Below are 18,009 nucleotides of genomic sequence, written 5' to 3'. Positions count from 1 at the left end.
TAAATAAATATTTTAGTTACGCAAATTGTTTTTGAATTTTTCTTAGTATTTATAAGGGAAACTTGGCAAGTATTAGAATATTTACCGGCGATAAACGCAGATTATGCGATACAAATAAATTTACCTACTGTCAAGAGAACTGAAACACGCAAACATTGCGAAAAAAAGAGCCTCATGTTCAGGCATGAGGCTCGTGAGCTTTGAGCTTGAAGGATTTCGCGACCTGATCCTCCCGACAAATTGCTGATTACTTAGTTAGAACCATTTTCTTTGTTTCAGAGAAGTCATTAATCTTGGCACGGTAAAAATAGACGCCACTGGCGACTTTAGAACCGTTATCATCGGTTCCATCCCAGAGGAAATCATAAGTACCGGCTTCGCGATAGCCATTAGCAAGGTCCTTGACCTGCTGACCGAGAATATTATAAACCGACAATTTCAAATCGCCAGCATTCGGTGTTGAAATACTGAAACTCGTGGTCGGATTAAACGGATTCGGCCAGTTTTGACTGAGACCATAGGTCGTCGGGATCGCATTACCGCCGCCTGTTAATGACAATGTCGCAAATGACAATTCAGGCTTAATTTGCCTTAATTCAGGCCTGCCGCTCGAATAATCATTGTAATAATAAGTCAGAGAATGATTTGGATTTTCTGACTCGAACGGTTTGAGTTCCACCGATTCAACACCGACATCCAGCTTAAAGTGTAATTCAGCGATTACACCCTGACCGGTAGCCAAATCGGGAGCATCCCTGGTTACCATTGAAAGTAAACCAATGATTACCTGGTTCTTTTCGTTGTCAATTGAAGCGTGCTTGAATTCAAATTCATTAACACGATCGGTAAATACTACTTTTTCAAGCACAGCGCCATCGGAAAATTCCAGCGGAATATCAAGAGCGGCCAATTCCTGTGTATTACCAACTTCCAGAGATACCACCAGGATATTGTCCTCCATTGCAATCGCTTTCGCCGCCGATAGTTTATCGACATTAGCGGCAAAAACCATCGCCGGAATCAAAAACATGACAAGGACGGATGCGACGAGCAGGTTACGCTTCATCATACATCACCCCCTCCATACTTAGGGTTTGATTTACGGCTATAGGTGTCACTTCAACCTCCTTGTGCGCCATACAGCCACTTCCAATTAAAAATTATACTCTATGACGGATTAGTGACGTGAGGGGTGGGGCACCTCTCCTTGTACCCAATATAAAAACATCCAACTTTTTTGTCAACTGTTTTTTCCCTCACCCAGGAAGAATAAAGGCGCGAATCCTCAAAGCTTCTATTAAATCATAAGGTACTTTCTAAAACGACCTGGGAATATCAACAAATCCTCCTCACACTATATATTCAATTTGGCATGCGATGGTTCCAATTTTTTTCATAAAAATCGGAATCATTAACGGACTGCCTTTATCATTACATTAACATTATCTCCTTATCGCATGCTACCCTTCCAATTACAATCGCATCATAATCAACACGTTATCTGAGAATAAATTCAAAAATATATTTTGAATTCTCTAAAACCATAGAATAAACAGCTAATCATCCCCGACTCATTTTTCTTTCCGCTTGACTAACGTTATACGCAACCGTACCTTGCGATATTGAAAAAATTAGCTTCATGGTTTTACCGTAAGACAAGGAGGTGCTGTGGCCAATAATTCCGATCCCGCAGTAAATACCAATTCCAACCAAAAATTCGAACCGTATATCAAAGCCGGTCAAATCGTTCCTGAAATTACAATTAAGGCTTTGGTTCTGGGGGCCATAATTTCAGTATTATTTGGCGTGGCTAACGCCTATCTGGCGCTGAAATTTGGCATGACCGTATCGGCCTCGATCCCGGCCGCGGTTATTTCGATGGCAATTTTACGGCTTATGTTCAAGAGAGTCAGCGTACTTGAAAATAACATTGTGCAGACTATCGGCTCAGCCGGTGAATCTCTTGCCGCCGGAATCACTTTTACGATACCGGCCTTTTTTATATGGGCTGCCGATTCGGAAATGATCGCAATGGGATATATGCACGAAGTGAGCAAAACTCAGATATTCTGGATGTCTCTTTTGGGAGGGTCTCTAGGAATCCTACTTATGATTCCGCTGCGAAAATACCTTGTTGAAAAAGAACATAATAACCTGAGATTCCCTGAAGGAACCGCCTGCGCCGAAATTATTACCGCTGGAGATGAAGGGGGTTCCAAAGCCAAAATGGTTTTTACCGGTTTAGGGTTGGGAGCTGTCTATAAAATTCTAATGGTAATCGGACGATTTTGGAGTGAATCCCCGGGATATAATTTTACGGGTCTTCTCAAAGGTGGTACGATTGGAATGGACACTTCCCCAGCTTTGCTTGGAGTTGGATATATAATTGGACCTCGCATTGCGGCCCTGATGCTTTCAGGAGCCATCGTAGGTTACCTTGGGATCGGACCTCTTCTAGCGTTTATTGGAGATCAAATTCCTGGTGTGATTATCTCTCCCGGTAATATCCCGCTTTCAGACATGAATCCGGGGGAATTAAGGAATTTCTACATCAAGTATCTTGGAGTCGGCGCAGTTGCATTTGGAGGGACAATATCGCTGATTAAGTCGATTCCAACAATATTAAGTTCATTTTCTGCCGGGTTCAAACAAATTTTCCAACGCAATTCTACTGACCAGAAATCTATCCCTCGCACCGACCGCGACCTACCAATGTCATTCGTGTTAATTGGAGTAATACTAATAGTAACCGCCATCTGGCTTCTCCCCGGCACGGAACTCCACTTTCTGGGGGCCATGCTCGCGGTCTTATTTGGATTTTTCTTTGTCGTAGTCGCAGCTCGAATTGTCGGATTAATAGGTTCATCTTCTAATCCGGTTTCCGGAATGACAATATTCACACTTTTAATAACATGCTTGATTTTGCTCTGGTTTGGAATTGACGGAGTCGGCGGTATGATTACTGCAATGTCGGTAGGAACGGTTGTATGTATTGCCGTGTGTATGTCGGGCGACATAGCTCAGGATTTGAAAACGGGCTATCTCCTCGGTGCAACCCCGCGCAAACAACAGCTAACCGAGTTTGTTGGACTAGTTTTTCCGGCGTTGGCAATGGGTTTTACATTATACCTGCTTGGCCAGACATTTGGATGGGTTGAATCCGAAACACATGCCGAACCATTATTGGCGCCACAGGCCAACGTAATGGCTACCCTTGTCAAAGGCGTAATTGGCGGAGATATCCCCTGGACACCGATTATTGTGGGTGCATTTATAGCTATGGGTATAGAACTCCTCGGCGTGAATTCTCTGCCAGTTGCAATAGGACTATATCTTCCTCTATCACTATCGACGCCGATTATGCTGGGAGGGATAGTCGCTGCAACAATCAAGAAAGTAACAAAAGATAAAAAAATATATAAATCCAGACAGGAAGGCGGGATATTGCTCAGTTCGGGCCTTGTGGCAGGTGGCAGTTTGATCGGAGTCATTAGCGCCTTTTTAATTTATAAATTTGACTCATTCCGGGAATTTTACAATCAATACGCCGAAGTATCTTTCGTTACCGGTGACTTTGGCCAAATAACCTCCATCGTAACGATTTTGATTTTGGCATATATAATATTCCACAAAGCGAGATATTTCAGCAACAAGAAAACCTGATTCTTGTGCGGAATGATGCAATTTGGGGCCATCCCATTTATTTGAGATGGCCTTTATTTTTCTAACCGGGATTATTCAATTATTCGGCTCCGGCCTTGTCGCGGGAGGCGGCCTTATCGGCGTACTCTCGGCCGGTTTGATTGCGGGAATTCCCTCTTTCAAAGCATTCACCGAAGAATATACTGCATTATCATTTATGACCGGGACCTGGGGCGAACCGATTTCGCTCATAATGGTTCTTGGACTTGCAACTGTATTGTTTTTGGTTGCCCGCTCATTCGGAGGGAAAAAAGCCTGATTAATTAGATGCACAAATTGAAAAAAACACCAGACACTGACCTGTAATAATATCAAAGACTTACGGGAAGCACAGTGTCTGGTGTTTTTTTTATATTCTACTTTGGCCAATTCTGTTGAAATATATTAGAAAGAGGTATATGCTAAAATCGATAATGATGGAGATGATAGTCTGGTATCCTTCTGTAGCTTACCGTTAACATTTATAAACAATCTGCCGATATTATAGGGGGGATTATTCCATAGGCTGTAACGTCGTTGTGAGTGGTAAAGTTGACTTGAGACCGCCCATGATTGATGATAAAGACCAAAGAAAGAGCGCGTGGAAGAATCCGTGAATTGCAGTATATGAGGTACTGAACAGGTATGAGGCACGTCAGGAGTGAACCGGGCAAAGACCGGAATCATCCGTTGGCCGTGGCGAAATACGCCGTGCTACTGGCGGCGGCGTGGACACTGCTCGTAATCTCTCTGGCCCTTTGGATTGCACTGCACGAGATGCAAAAGACGCGCGAGCTCGTCCGAAACGAGGCCCGTACTCATTTCTTAAAAGACCAGGCCTTCCGCTACTGGGGAGCCGCACACGGTGGCGTCTACGTACCACCAACGGACCACACACTGCCTAATCCTTATCTCTCGCACATACCCGACCGTGACATCGTAACAACAGAGGGTAAGAAACTAACACTGATGAACCCGGCGTACATGATCCGCCAGACGATGGAAGATTATGAAGAACAGTACGGCGCCATGGGTCACCTCACCAGCCTGAAGCCGCTGCGTCCCAAGAACGCTCCTGACGAGTGGGAGCGAACGGCGCTCGAGTCCTTTGACCGCGGTAATACAGAAGTCAACGAGTTTACCGAGATCGACGGCAAGCCATACTTGCGCCTGATGCGCCCGGTGATAGTGAAAACAACATGCCTGAAATGCCACGGGCACCAGGGCTACAAGGAGGGCGACGTGCGTGGCGGTTTTGGCGTATCGATCCCGGCGGGAGCCTACTACGCGGCAGCGCATGACGAGCTCGTGGAGCACACTCTTGCTCTGGGGCTGCTCTGGTTGCTTGGCCTTGCGGCGCTGGCCATCGGCGCCCGCAACATCCGGGGCCGTGTGCGCGAACGTAATCGGGCGGAGGAGGCGCTCCGTGATAGCGAAGCGAAGTTCAGGACATATATTTCCAGTGCTCCGGATGGAATATTTATTGCCGATGCCAAGGGACACTATGTTGAGGTCAACCAGGCAGCATGTGACCTGACCGGCTATTCAGAACCAGAACTCACCAACATGGCCATATCTGATATCATTGATCCCGAGACATATAATGAGGCTTTGGAGAGTTTTGAAAACTTGAGAAAAAGAGGTATCGCTAAGACCGAATTCAGACTTAAATGCAAAGACGGATCCATTGCTTGGACTTCGCTGGATGCTGTGGCCCTTTCTGAAAACCGGTTCATGGCGTTTTGTACGGACATCAGCGAAACCAAGCGTTTGCAGGAGTTGGAGGCGCGTGCGGCTCGACTTGAATTGGCGGGTACGATTGCCGGGCAAGTGGCTCACGACTTCAATAATCTCCTGGCGCCGATAATGGCCTACCCCGAATTCATTCGCGATGAGTTTCCGCGCGACCACAAGGCCCATGCGTATCTTGATAGTATCGAAGAAGCCGCAAAGAAGATCTCCGAAATCAGCCAGGATCTGCTGACCATGGGGCGACGCGGCCATTATAATCAGGAAGTAATCGATCTAAACCGAGTTGTGTTGCAGACGGCACTGGATATCCAATCACGGATAAAAACCGTGACGGTCAAGACGGATCTTTGCGATGACCTTATGAAAATCAAGGGTGGATCCGCACAGATTCATCGCATGCTGACCAATCTGCTGGTGAATGCCCAGGATGCAATGCAGAATATTGGGCAAGTTACTATCAAGACTGAAAACTACTATGCTGATGATACCTCGGTTGCGTTTGATCGAGTTCCCAGGGGGGAATATGTCAAACTCACTGTTTCCGACAACGGCTGTGGTATTCCGGATGATATAATCCAGAAGATCCTTGATCCTTTCTTTTCAACCAAGTCTGCCGACAAGAAATGCGGTTCCGGCCTCGGCTTGAGTGTTGTCGATGCGGTCGTCAAGGACCACGGAGGATACTTGGACTTAGAGACCAAGCTTGGCAAGGGAACATCGTTTTACGTCTATTTTCCAATCACTCGCGGCTCGCTGGATGAAAAACCTTCCTACGAGTCGATTGGCGGAAATGAAACAGTCTTGGTAATCGATGATGATGAAGTGCAACGGAATGTATCCACGAACCTCCTGAAGAAGCTGGGGTACGAGACTAGTGCCGTTGAGAGTGGAGAGAAGGCTATTAAGTTTCTGAGAGAGAATCCCCAGGATCTCCTGATTCTCGATATGGTCATGCCCCCGGGCATGGATGGGACTGAAACATATCGGCGAATATTAGACATCAATCCAAATCAGAAGGCCATCATTGTTTCAGGGTTTTCAGAGAGCGATAGAGTTCGGGAGGCGCAAGCGCTGGGTATCGGAGCCTTCGTTAAGAAGCCCTTAACAAAGAAAGCCATCGCGGTGGCAGTCAGAGAAGAATTGGATAGGCAAGCAAAGGTCATGGTTTGACAGCCGATTCACCTACGATTCTTTATTCTAAAACCATACTCTGATAATTCTGTCAGAATGTCAATATGCGGTGGACTTCTATTATCCACATTAATCCCGCAAGGCATTGTGGTGTAAGTATTTGGTAGCCGGGGCAGGATTTGAACCTGCGACAACCACCTTGAAGGTGCTTCGGGTTATGAGCCCGTTTCAATTGTCCAGACAACGGAGAGTACCAGACACTAACCTGTAGTAATAGCAACAACTTACGAAATTTTTAGTGTCTGGTGTTTTTTATTTTTCTGCTTTTTGGTAAATTCTGTCAGCTTTTCTTTTGATTCTTTTCTTGTTGATATTGACTCTTTAGTAGAATAAATTGCTGGGAAAAAGCGTCGGATAGTATTATGTTAGAAGCAATACGGCTCTCTAGATAAATGCTAATCATCATAAATTAATTGATAAAAAGGAGGCGTAAATATGCCAACTCTTTTTGCAGTTTACAATCTGAAAGAGAACCAAAAGGCTGAGGAATACGATAGCTATCTCATCCAAACAAAAATTCCAGGGGTGAGGGGTGCCCCTTGGTGTACAGATTTTAAAACCTGGAAGATAGATAAGGTTCTTGGCCCTGCTGTTTCCGAACCAGAGGGAGAATTGCCTGCAGAACCACCCTACCTTTATGTTGCCAAAATTGAAGTATCTGATTTGGATGCGATGCTAAGTTTTCTCGGGACCGATGCGGGCAAAGATTTTGTTAGATCCTGGAGCGTATATATCGATCCAACAGCGATCTTCACCATCGGACATGAAGTATAGCAACTTATTCGCTTTACGCTAAATCGGGGCAATAATAACGTAGAATAGGACCTTCGGGTTATGAGCCCGTTCAATTGTCCTAACAGTAGAAAACACCTGACACTAACCCGTATTTTTGGCAAAGACTTGCAGAAAATCCAGTGTCTGGTTTTTTTATTAATTTTCCGATGAACATCCCGCTATCTTTCTACGTCTATTAATATAATATTAAGACAAAATCCAATAAGCATACAACCAAATGCGCTGGGAGTTATAAATGCAAAAATTCAAAATCTTATCGATTACGGGGATTTCACTTATCGTCGTATTATGCTTTGTCTCACATCCTAAATCACAGGATAATTCCTTGGCCACAAGTGAGAATTTTCCAATTCTTACCGGTCCTTATCTGGGCCAAAAACCTCCAGGGAAAACTCCGGAACTATTCGCTCCGGGAATACTGAATAGTGATGGAGGGGTATTAACAATAACATTCTCTCCCGATGGTAAAGAATGTTTTTATACATACCGCCCGCCAGAGGGCGTTAATATGATATTTACAACAAGGGAAGAAAATAATAAGTGGATAGAACCACGTATTGCGGAATTTATCGGTAAACCTTCTGCGGGTTTTTTTGATTTTGAACCACATATTACTCCCGACGGCAAGAGCTTGATATTTGGAAGCGGAAAAAACAATACCGCAATTCTTCAACAACGGTGTGCCACAAAAACTGATAGTGGATGGATTGACTTAAAGGTATTAGAATTAGATACTGAATTTTGCATGTTTGTTACTGTGGCAAATAATGGGAATCTATATTTTTCGGGGTCCGATGCGTTTTGCGTTTCAAAATGTATTGATGGACATTATCAAACTCCGGAAGTACTTAAAGGTCCCATAAACAAAATAAGTGAATCGGCGCATCCGTTTATTGCTCCCGATGAATCATATATTATTTTTGATTCATACAGCGATCATGGAAATGCGAATTTATTTATTAGCTTCAAAGATTCCACTGAAAATTGGACTGAGCCTATCCGGTTGAATTCAGATATTAATACTACAGCACATGAAATGGCTGCATTTGTTTCTCGTGACAACAATTATTTATTTTTTTCCAGATTTTCAGACGATGTAAATATCTTCTGGGTTGACGCTTCATTCATCGAAGAGTTGAGACCGGCAAAATAAAAATAGATTGGATGAAAAATGACAGCCATGCGATTAATATTGGTTTCTGGGCTGGTAATTATCTCTATGACAGCAGTTGTTTCCGCGCAATCATCAACCATTACAATTCCGGAGTTTAAAAAGAGTACGCAAACTTTTGAATCCATATACAGCACCGGGTTGTTTCTTGCGGTAATATCAAATTATGGCCAGTCATTGATCTTGTTGAATGACGGGACAGGCAATTTTATAGAATCTCAGCAAGTCAGGACCCATCATGGAATCGTAGGTGGCGATATTGATCTGGACGGCGATATAGATTTGATAACTACTCCCACCGACGGAGAGAACTGTCATATATATTCAAACACAGGCAGTGGCATATTCGAAAAAGGCGATCGGGATATTGGCGAGAATGAGCCGGGCTTCCCAATGTTTGTAAGGCTCGTTGACCTTGATTATGACGGTGATCTTGATGCTATTATTGAAACAGGAGTCGGTCAATACTTCGATTGGATAAATGACGGAAGCGGCCAATTCGAAAAAGGCGAATCCTCAATTCCAAAGGATGCAGCATTTTGTGACCTGAACGGAGACGGTGCAGTCGACATCTTAATTAGGGAAAGCATAATGGAACTCACCAGTCAAGGAGGAAATATTGCCCGGACGGCTCGAAGCGGTGAAATAGGATTTCGGGTCTATTTGAACGATATGAAAGGGAATTTCGAGAGCTATGCATTTCTTCCAGAATCTGAACTGGTGCGCGGTCAATATATTTGGACCTGGTTTGCTGATATTGAAAATGATGGAGATATGGATGTGATCTACACTGATTTAGGTGCCCACCCTGTTGGGATTTTGAATAATGATGGGACAGGTCGACTAACCAAGGGACAAGAGCTGGCTTCGGTGGGTAGTGGAAAAATTGGAGTTGGGGATTTAAACAATGACGGCCATATCGATCTCGTCATTACCAACGTGAATAATCCTGCCCAAGTGTGGATGAACGACGGGAAAGGGACGTTTTTCGATTCCGGAATTAGACTGGATGAGCAATTCGAAAGCCACGGCTGTGATATCAAGGATCTCGACAATGACGGCGATCTGGATATTTTTATTACTTTTTATAGAAATGGAAGTGCTGGCATTTGGTTTAATCAGTTAACGGATAATTAACAAAAATTATACAGCATTGCTGTGGGGTACGTAATATTAATTTTTGGGTTACGCGCTCGCCCTAATACTTCTTACGCCGTTCGATGACGTAGTTGGAGCCTTTGAGAGATTTAGTATATTTAATGGATTTTAACTATACTTGAATTTGACCACGCGACATAAACAACCTAAAATGCCAATAGGCTTAAAAACTAATATTAAAAGGATTCAATCAAATGGAAATAAAAAGTCTGACCCCGGAACTGGTTACTGAGGATATTTCAGGCACCATAAAGTTTTATACTGAGGTATTAAACTTAGAACTAATTTCATCTTACCCAAATGAAAATCCCGAATGGATAAAACTTAAATGCGGTGACAATTATATAATGTTTGAATCAAGAGATAGTCTTGGGAAATTAATACCGGAGATAAATAAGAAGAACATAGGCGGTTCATTTAACATATATTTTGAAGTAGTGAATATTGACAAACTCTATGAAAGGATCAAAAATACGACTGATGTTATCGTTCCCATAATAAATACACCATTTAAGCAGTTTGCCATTAAAGATGTAAATGGTTACATTCTGTTGTTTGGACAACACTCTTAGCCAAAATGCCGATGTAGATAAAGGTCAAACCTTTCCTATTACCATTTTAGGTATTATTTGATGGCCACTAATACTTCTTACGCCGTTCAATGACGTAGTTGGACCCTTTCAGGGATTTGGTATATTTCTTCAAATCGGCCAGCATGTGCGATAGCTCACCGACATGTTTGAACATCTTGCCCTTATTTATCACGACCGCAATCGATAACGTCATTATCTCGAATTTTTCTTCTTCGTCGGCGCGGTTTTTGGTAATTATATATCCTCGTTCCCGATCTTCGGGGGCATACCTGAAGGGAATAAATGCATCAAAAGTCCGAAGGATATTCTCACAGATATTGGGCACCAACTCCCCGGGAATAATAAAAATAAAATCATCCCCCCCGATATGCCCGACGAATCCTTCGCGGCATAAATCAAAAACAATATCCTTGATAATTCTTGACGTCAGGCGAACTACTCGGTCGCCGTAGTAATATCCGTAATAGTCATTGAAGGCCTTAAAATTGTCCAGATCGGCGTAGCACACCGCGAATTGCTGACCGAGTTCAATCTGACATTCAATCTCTTTTTCGATTATGGCCGGGCCGGGCAAACGGCTCGACGGATTAACCGACAAATCCCGTATAGCGCGATGAATAATCATAACCGTTTTTGTCCGGGCGATATTGAGAGGTATCGCGTCGGTAAAGAACTCATCTGCGCCGTTTTCAAATGCTGCCGTCAGGGTCGTATTTTCCGGCTCGGGCTGATATAAAACCGTTGGTAAAATAGCCAGATAGGTATGATCCTTAATCCTGCGATTCATCTCAAGAATGTGCATAATCGACCCGTTACCCGATCCGCTGGTACCCATAAAGGCCAGATCAAGATTAAATCTCTGGGCCAGGGTCAAAAGTTCTTCAATGGTGCTGAATCTATGCAGAGAAACCTGCTTACCTTCAATAATCCGCGAGAAAAAAAACTCGGCCTGATTACCCTGGGTATGATTGGCAATATGCAGCATCACCGCCGGCCTTTCGAAATTGCCCGGGGATGAAACTGCCGATGTATTTCCAACAGATATTCTTTATTGAGATGAGTATATATCTGCGTCGTGCTTATTGAGGCGTGCCCCAGCAATTCCTGAACGACCCTCAAATCAGCGCCGCCTTCCAATAAATGAGTCGCGAAGGAATGACGGAATGTATGCGGGGTTACTTCTTTTATTATCCCAGCTTTCATGATATAACCGCGTATCAATTTCCACATGCCCGAACGGCTGAATCCGCGGCCCAATCGGGTTAAAAACAACCGATTGCTGCCGCCGCCTTTTCGGGCTAATATTGGTCTCGATTTATCTATATATCGGTCGATTGCCTGTACCGCATAACTACCCAGAGGAACCAAACGCTCCTTATTCCCTTTACCGGTCACCATGATATAGGATATCTCCGGAACATATACCGACAGATCCAAATTGATTAGCTCGGAAATCCTTAATCCTCCGGCATAGAGAATTTCCAAAATGGCGTTATCGCGGATTTTAAGAGGATTATCGCCCTGGGCTCCCTCGAGTATTTTTTCGACCTCATTGACCGATAGTACCACCGGCAGTTTTCTCGTCAAACGAGGCCCCTGAATATCTCCGGTAATTTCGGTATGCCCCAAATGTTTGAGAAATTTCTTGATTGCCGAAAGGCGTCGATTGATCGTTGAAGGATTTATTCCGCAGGCATATAAGTCATGAATATATTGATAAATATCTTTTCTTTTTATATCGTTCGGATATTTGCCATCGTGAAAACCAAAAAAATCATATAAATCTCGTCGGTAAGCGTCAATTGTATTGGGCGACAATCCTTCTTCCAGAGCCGTTGCCCGGAGAAATTCATCTACTTGTTTTATGCATTCTTTGAATTTTTCAGATAATTCCGGCATTTTTTAATATTGATGATTATGATTGGATAAGGCAACAAGTTTTAGACGGCAGTCGCCGCCACCGCCGCGATAATTCTCCTTGCTGAGGCCTCTTTGAGGACTCTATCATTCTCTCGCAGCGTTGCTCCCGAAGTAGTCACGTCATCGACAAGCAAAATTATTTTTTGCTTTAAAATGCCATCGGAATCGTCAACAGCAAATGCCCCTCGAACGTTGGTTTCCCTTTCATGCCCGTGCAACTTGGCCTGTTGTCTAGTTTTTCGAGTCGTATAAAGTAATTCCGAATGAACCGGCAAATCCGTTTTTAAAGAGATAGCCCGGGCAATTTCTTCAGCCTGATTGAATCCCCTTGCATAATGCCGGGATTGGTGCAGAGGCACAGGAACGATTAAATCAATCTTCTTGATATAATCATGCTCTATCAGCTTTTCTCCCAGTTTCTCGCCGATTTTTTTTGCCAGGGGCTTAAGATTTTCAAATTTCAGGTAATGAATTACATCCCGCAATTGAGACTCAAAATATCCCAACGACGAAACCGTAATCGATTCACTGCCGCAATCCCGACACATCGTCCCGTGTTTTAGAAACGACCGGCATTGAGAACAATAGGCGGCGTCAAATCCCTGAATGACATCCCAGCAGCGAACACAAATCAGGCGATCATCCGAATCGGCTTTCCCATTACAAATACAACATACCGGGGGGTAAATCAGATCGACCAACCCATTTGAAATCTGCTTAATATATTTGAAGACGCCCGCGCTCACATTGCCCATTATTTCCCCTTGTTTACCTTACTCATTACTTTGCGAAAATAATATCTCCCCGTATAAAAAATCATAGTTATTGCCAAAAACAAGCCCGCGATTAAATCATACCAGCCAACCAGTTCACCTTCGACACCGCTATCAGGCATAAAATAATGTGAAGCAAACAGTTCTTTGTTAAATAAATCTATCAATATTCCGAGGATCACTGAGGTGACTATTATGCTCACCGTCATCAAAATCATTCCCTTATATCCCAGAATCCGCTTCTGGACAACGAGCGATGTCATATTCGTAGCCGGCCCGATTAATAAGAATACAAGTACCGCCCCCGGCGTAACACCCATAGACAATAGCACTACGGCCATCGGCGTTGATGACGTGGCACAGACATAAACCGGCAAACTGACCGTTATAACCGCGATATATTGAATCCATGCGGAGACATTATCCTTGACTAAATCGGATGGAATTATCGCAGCAGCCAGACCCGCTAATAAAAATCCCCAAAATAAATAGTAGGCCAGTTCGGGATATACGCTTTTGACTATATATTTCTGGCCGTTGATCAGGCGTTCGATTAATTTCCCGGGCTTATTATCATCTGCTATTGGCATTTCAAGTATCGGACTCTTATCCTCATCTCGATTAAAAAGCCAGGAAATTAAACCGCTGATAAGCGCCGTTATCAAAGCCGCAATCGGCCGTATCATGGCGAAATAAGGACCCAGGAGGCGATAACTCAAAGCAATCGAATCGACGCCCGTTTCAGGGGTGGATATCAAAAATGAAACCGTACCCGGCCGTGATAAACCCGAACGACGCAATTGATCGGCTACCGGAAGCACCGAACAACTGCACAACGGCAATGGAATCCCGATAACAGATGACCTGAAAATCTGCGCCAGAGGTTTCCGGCCAAACAAAGATTTCATCGCGTTAGGAGTAATCAAGGCTCGAATTATTCCAGCGATGAAAAATCCAACTAAAAGCAAAAGAGCCGACCGGGTAATCATATCCGAGGTCAGCTCCAGCCATTTAATTAATAAATCCAAATCTATTCCTGTAAAAGTTGCATCATTAACTCTTCGGCGCGGCTGCGAAGTTCCGGAGGCGGGTCTTCTTCCAGAAGTCTGCTCCACCATTCTATGGCATTTGCGGTATCAGCCATTGAATAATAAACAATTCCCAGGTTAAATTTAGCGGTTTGATGATCGGACTGAAATTCAAGAGCCTTCTTAAACTGAGCAATCGCGGCCTGATTATTACCGATACTATGCTGGCACGTGCCCAAATCAACACGCACATTGACATCTATCGAATCAATTTGCAGCGCTTTGGAATAACATTCAAGAGCCAGATGAAACTGGCCTTGATCCATAAGAGAATTGCCCATCTGTACCAGGGGTTCAAAAGAATCAGGAAGATTGTCTCTGTAGGTGGCCAACTCGGTTGTCAAAGGAATATTTGAGAAATCATGCGGTGCCTGAGCAATTTGATCTTCTTCACCTACTAATAAAGATCCCAAATAAATGGCTGCCGCCACACCTAATACAGCAATTATAATCACATGGTTTTTCCCCGCTGAGGCGGTCTTTTGCTTTTGGCCGTTTTTCACGGAAGCCCCGCATTCGGGACAGAATTTCGCGGTTGGACTCAAGCCGTGCCCGCAGGTTTGGCATATTTTGACAGGCATAAATCTTCAGACCTTTCCAAATTATTTGTTCTTCTTGCCATTATCGCGTTTGTCAAAAGGTGCGAAATCCGCCCCCTTGGCTCGTTCAATTGATATCACTCCCTTAACTCTGTTTATCTTCTGTATAACCCGGTTTAAATGGGAAAGGTTTTTAATTTCTATAACGAAGGCCCCGGTGACAGGACTGCCTTCTCCAAAAATCTCTGCCCCCCGAACATCGCCATCCAAATCAGAAATCGCCTCGGTTATATCACGCAGCATATTTTTTCGATCTTCAAGTAAAACATCCAATCGGACAATAAAGGCCTGGTCTTTGGCAACATCCCACTCAACCTCGACTACTCGTTCCGGAGATTCCGTCAATTCCAGGGCCGTTGGACAATCGGCCCGATGAATAGTTATCCCACGGCCGCGGGTTATAAATCCGACTATTTTTTCTCCCGGCACCGGTTGGCAACATCCCGCGAAACGAAACATCATATTGCCGATACCCTGTATTTTAATCCCTTTGCTTCCCCGAGCCGTATCAATAAATCGCTTTACCAAAGTCGACTTGATTTCAGTATCTTTGTCGGGAGCGATCTTGGTTATGATCTGCTGTACCGAAAGAGTACCGTTGCCAATAGCGGCTATCATTCCTTCAATCGATACGAAGCTAAGAGACTGCGCGATATCTTCCATTTCCGCCGCCGCCGGCATCGCTATCCGAGATTTTTTCAACTCGCGGTCGAACATTTCCTGCCCCAGGCTAACCGATTGCTCATAACCCTGTTGTTTTAGCCAACGTTTTATTTTAGCGCGTGCTTTGGATGTCTGGACAATCCTTAGCCAATCATTGGAGGGCTTTTGATTGGGCGATGTCAGAATAGCGACTTCATTACCTGATTTTAGTTTGAATCCCAGAGGAACCATCTTGCCGTTTATCTTGGCGCCGATAGTTTTCAATCCGACATCGGTATGAATAGCAAAGGCAAAATCAAGAGCGGTCGAACCGGCCGGTAGATGAATCAGATCTCCACGCGGTGTATAAACATAGACGTCTTCCTGAAGCAAATCGATTTTTAAATACTCAAGAAATTCAGAAGGGTTGCTCAAATCCTTTTGCCAATCCAAAACCTCGCGCAGCCAGCTCATCTGTCGATCCGCCTTATCCATCTGTTGCCGCCCCTCTTTGTAAAGCCAGTGCGAGGCAATGCCATACTCGGCTATCTGATGCATACCGTTGGTGCGAATTTGAATCTCCAGCATCCGATCTGACGGCCCAAAAACTGTCGTATGCAGAGACTGATATCCGTTCTGTTTAGGGTTGGCAATGTAATCGTGAAATCGATTGGGCACCGGTTTCCAAAGTGTATGAATCACGCCCAAAACGTGATAACATTCTCTTTTGGATGAAACGAGAATCCGAATCGCCAGCAGGTCATAGATTTCCGCAATCGGCAAATCCCTCAATCTCATCTTCCGGCAAATGCTATCGAGATGCTTAGCTCGTCCGGAGATCGATATCTTTATTCCTTCAGCGATTAACGCCTTTTTAATCGGTCCCGTTACCTGACGAATGTATCCTTCCCGCTCCTGACGGGTCATCTCCAGCTGTTTGGATATTAATTCATACTCTTTTGACTGAAGATACTTAAAACTCAAATCCTCCAGTTCCGTCTTCATTCGGGCGATGCCGAAACGATGAGCCAGGGGCGCGTAAACTTCACGCGTCTCGCGGGCGATACGCTTTTGCTTGTCCTCCTTCAAAAATCCCAACGTCCGCATGTTATGCAGGCGATCGGCTAATTTGATAAGAATTACTCGTATATCCCGCGCCATGGAAAGAAGCATTTTACGGAAATATTCTACTTGCTCTTCCTCGCGCGATTTGAACTTAACTTTACCCAGCTTGGTAACGCCGTCAACCAAAAGCGCGATCTCTTCACCGAATTCCTTCTTAACGACATCAATCGTAATCGGAGTATCTTCGACAATGTCGTGAATCAAACCGGCCGCGATTGTGGCCGAATCCAAATGCTGCTCCGCCAGGATAAAAGCCACTTCCAGACAATGTGTCGCGTACGGCTCGCCCGATTCCCGCTTCTGGCCCGCGTGGGAGTTGCTCGAAAATTCGTAGGCCTTGCGAATCAGAGGAATATTAACATTGGCGTTAAACGCCTCAATCTGTATTATGAATTGAGCCAAATTCAGCATAATATCAACATATACGCCTTAGTTATTCTCGGCAAGCACTCTCTTATACATATCGGAAATTTTTTGGACATTCTCAACGATATCAAATTTATCGGAAATTTCCAATGATTTCATATGCATCCGTATTCGAATAAGTTCATCCGAGAGTATTTTAACAATCGCGTCAGCAAAGCTTTTATAATCACCTGCGTCGCACAGCAATCCGTTGACACCATTGCTGACTATTTCCGGTAAACCACCGACGTTGGAAACCACCAGAGGCAATCCGCATGCTTCGGCTTCCACCGCCGAATTATTGAGACCCTCACTTTTAGAAGTAAGTAAGAATAGTTCGCATTTCTTGAAAACCGGCGCCATCGGCTCAATATGTCCCATAAGGAATATGTTTTTCGCATTTGATTCGGCAACATATTTTTCCAATTTTGAGCGTTCCGGTCCCTCGCCAAGTATCAACAAACCAATTCCGGGTATCCTTTTTTCAGCTTCCGATACTGCTTTTATTGCCGTAAAAAAATCTTTTTCCCCGGTCAAAGCCCCCGCCGTTACGATAAATTTATCACATTTTTCACGAATCTGTTCGGGCACTAACCAATCACTGTCATTATTTTTAATGTCGTTTATGTAAAGGCTCGAATTGATAACCTCTATGCGATCTTTATCCACACCGACTTTGACAAGTCCCACCGCCACGGCATTGCTGACGGCGATAAATTTATCCACTTTGTCGGAGTATTTAAACTTTCGGCTCAACCATCCTGAGGGCGGAAAAATTACTCTACGAGTAACAATCAACTTTAGATTAGGAAAAGAGCTTTTTAATCTCAATCCAATTGTATGCGCTTCGGAATCATGAGCATGAATGATATTAACATCTTTCTCCCGGGCAGTTTTACTAATTTTCCCGGTCAGAATTTTTCTTAATAATGACTTTGACGCCAGCTTAATTTTGGGAATATAATCAATGCGTCGATCCAGTTCACTATCATCCGGAATCGCGATTGTTTGAGCAATATCCAATCGCTTGAGTTCCCGGGTCATCATTAAAACCTGTCTCTGGCCGCCGCGAAATTCCCGGCCGGTATCGATGTGCAATACGGAAATTCCGGACAT

At 44.1% G+C, this 18,009-nt stretch carries 15 protein-coding genes; 7 read left to right on the top strand and 8 right to left on the bottom strand.

Annotated elements, in window-relative coordinates:
* Positions 1-247 precede the first annotated feature (247 nt).
* A complete protein-coding gene (locus tag V3V99_03465; GenBank protein MEE9441706.1) occupies positions 248-1,069 on the bottom strand; it encodes a FlgD immunoglobulin-like domain containing protein in 822 nt (273 codons plus the stop codon).
* A 599-nt stretch (positions 1,070-1,668) separates the two neighbouring features.
* Here V3V99_03465 and V3V99_03460 point away from each other — a divergent pair.
* From V3V99_03460 to V3V99_03430, 7 genes are all read left to right on the top strand, one after another.
* Positions 1,669-3,663: an oligopeptide transporter, OPT family gene (locus tag V3V99_03460; protein ID MEE9441705.1), complete on the top strand. Its 1,995-nt coding sequence runs from the start codon at positions 1,669-1,671 to the stop codon at positions 3,661-3,663.
* Between the two features lie 22 nt (positions 3,664-3,685).
* Positions 3,686-3,961, top strand: a complete 276-nt coding sequence (locus V3V99_03455) for a hypothetical protein (GenBank protein MEE9441704.1) — start codon at positions 3,686-3,688, stop codon at positions 3,959-3,961.
* A gap of 416 nt (positions 3,962-4,377) precedes the next feature.
* Positions 4,378-6,603, top strand: a complete 2,226-nt coding sequence (locus V3V99_03450) for a PAS domain S-box protein (GenBank protein ID MEE9441703.1) — start codon at positions 4,378-4,380, stop codon at positions 6,601-6,603.
* Between the two features lie 456 nt (positions 6,604-7,059).
* Positions 7,060-7,398 carry a hypothetical protein gene (locus V3V99_03445; GenBank protein MEE9441702.1) on the top strand — a complete coding sequence of 113 codons (339 nt, stop codon included), beginning with the start codon at positions 7,060-7,062 and terminating at the stop codon, positions 7,396-7,398.
* A 529-nt stretch (positions 7,399-7,927) separates the two neighbouring features.
* A complete protein-coding gene (locus tag V3V99_03440) occupies positions 7,928-8,572 on the top strand; it encodes a hypothetical protein (GenBank protein ID MEE9441701.1) in 645 nt (214 codons plus the stop codon).
* A gap of 18 nt (positions 8,573-8,590) precedes the next feature.
* The gene (locus V3V99_03435) at positions 8,591-9,727 is read left to right on the top strand and encodes a VCBS repeat-containing protein (protein MEE9441700.1); all 1,137 of its coding nucleotides are present in this window, start codon (positions 8,591-8,593) and stop codon (positions 9,725-9,727) included.
* A gap of 215 nt (positions 9,728-9,942) precedes the next feature.
* On the top strand, positions 9,943-10,320 hold the full coding sequence (locus tag V3V99_03430) for a VOC family protein (protein ID MEE9441699.1): 378 nt from the start codon (positions 9,943-9,945) through the stop codon (positions 10,318-10,320).
* A 67-nt stretch (positions 10,321-10,387) separates the two neighbouring features.
* Here the strand turns inward: V3V99_03430 and V3V99_03425 are convergent, their stop codons facing one another.
* The 7 genes from V3V99_03425 to V3V99_03395 are packed head-to-tail and all read right to left on the bottom strand — an operon-like array spanning position 10,388 to position 18,009.
* Positions 10,388-11,326: a GGDEF domain-containing protein gene (locus tag V3V99_03425; GenBank protein ID MEE9441698.1), complete on the bottom strand. Its 939-nt coding sequence runs from the start codon at positions 11,324-11,326 to the stop codon at positions 10,388-10,390.
* Positions 11,326-12,240 (bottom strand): site-specific tyrosine recombinase, encoded by a 915-nt coding sequence (locus V3V99_03420; GenBank protein MEE9441697.1) that lies wholly within the window; start codon positions 12,238-12,240, stop codon positions 11,326-11,328. Before V3V99_03420 ends, V3V99_03425 begins: the two co-directional genes overlap by 1 nt.
* Before the next feature lie 41 nt (positions 12,241-12,281).
* Complete coding sequence (locus V3V99_03415; GenBank protein ID MEE9441696.1) at positions 12,282-13,016, bottom strand: ComF family protein; 735 nt, start codon at positions 13,014-13,016, stop codon at positions 12,282-12,284.
* A complete protein-coding gene (locus V3V99_03410) occupies positions 13,016-14,062 on the bottom strand; it encodes a permease (protein MEE9441695.1) in 1,047 nt (348 codons plus the stop codon). Before V3V99_03410 ends, V3V99_03415 begins: the two co-directional genes overlap by 1 nt.
* A gap of 2 nt (positions 14,063-14,064) precedes the next feature.
* The gene (locus tag V3V99_03405; GenBank protein MEE9441694.1) at positions 14,065-14,703 is read right to left on the bottom strand and encodes a tetratricopeptide repeat protein; all 639 of its coding nucleotides are present in this window, start codon (positions 14,701-14,703) and stop codon (positions 14,065-14,067) included.
* A 21-nt stretch (positions 14,704-14,724) separates the two neighbouring features.
* On the bottom strand, positions 14,725-16,899 hold the full coding sequence (locus V3V99_03400; GenBank protein MEE9441693.1) for a bifunctional (p)ppGpp synthetase/guanosine-3',5'-bis(diphosphate) 3'-pyrophosphohydrolase: 2,175 nt from the start codon (positions 16,897-16,899) through the stop codon (positions 14,725-14,727).
* Between the two features lie 18 nt (positions 16,900-16,917).
* Positions 16,918-18,009 carry a glycosyltransferase family 4 protein gene (locus V3V99_03395; GenBank protein MEE9441692.1) on the bottom strand — a complete coding sequence of 364 codons (1,092 nt, stop codon included), beginning with the start codon at positions 18,007-18,009 and terminating at the stop codon, positions 16,918-16,920.

Source organism: Candidatus Zixiibacteriota bacterium (assembly GCA_036480375.1).
Lineage (GTDB): Bacteria > Zixibacteria > MSB-5A5 > GN15 > JAAZOE01 > JAZGGI01.
Note: the sequence above shows the minus strand (reverse complement) of the source record. Positions and strands in the feature narration are given on the sequence as shown.

Excerpts from the sequence above, each read along its gene's own strand:
- V3V99_03465 (MEE9441706.1), bottom strand. The coding sequence starts at position 1,069 with ATGATGAAGCGTAACCTGCTCGTCGCATCCGTCCTTGTCATGTTTTTG.
- V3V99_03445 (MEE9441702.1), top strand. The coding sequence starts at position 7,060 with ATGCCAACTCTTTTTGCAGTTTACAATCTGAAAGAGAACCAAAAGGCT.
- V3V99_03440 (MEE9441701.1), top strand. The coding sequence starts at position 7,928 with ATGATATTTACAACAAGGGAAGAAAATAATAAGTGGATAGAACCACGT.
- V3V99_03435 (MEE9441700.1), top strand. The coding sequence starts at position 8,591 with ATGACAGCCATGCGATTAATATTGGTTTCTGGGCTGGTAATTATCTCT.
- V3V99_03430 (MEE9441699.1), top strand. The coding sequence starts at position 9,943 with ATGGAAATAAAAAGTCTGACCCCGGAACTGGTTACTGAGGATATTTCA.
- V3V99_03425 (MEE9441698.1), bottom strand. The coding sequence starts at position 11,326 with ATGCTGCATATTGCCAATCATACCCAGGGTAATCAGGCCGAGTTTTTT.
- V3V99_03420 (MEE9441697.1), bottom strand. The coding sequence starts at position 12,240 with ATGCCGGAATTATCTGAAAAATTCAAAGAATGCATAAAACAAGTAGAT.
- V3V99_03415 (MEE9441696.1), bottom strand. The coding sequence starts at position 13,016 with ATGGGCAATGTGAGCGCGGGCGTCTTCAAATATATTAAGCAGATTTCA.
- V3V99_03405 (MEE9441694.1), bottom strand. The coding sequence starts at position 14,703 with ATGCCTGTCAAAATATGCCAAACCTGCGGGCACGGCTTGAGTCCAACC.
- V3V99_03400 (MEE9441693.1), bottom strand. The coding sequence starts at position 16,899 with ATGCTGAATTTGGCTCAATTCATAATACAGATTGAGGCGTTTAACGCC.
- V3V99_03395 (MEE9441692.1), bottom strand. The coding sequence starts at position 18,009 with ATGTCCGGAATTTCCGTATTGCACATCGATACCGGCCGGGAATTTCGC.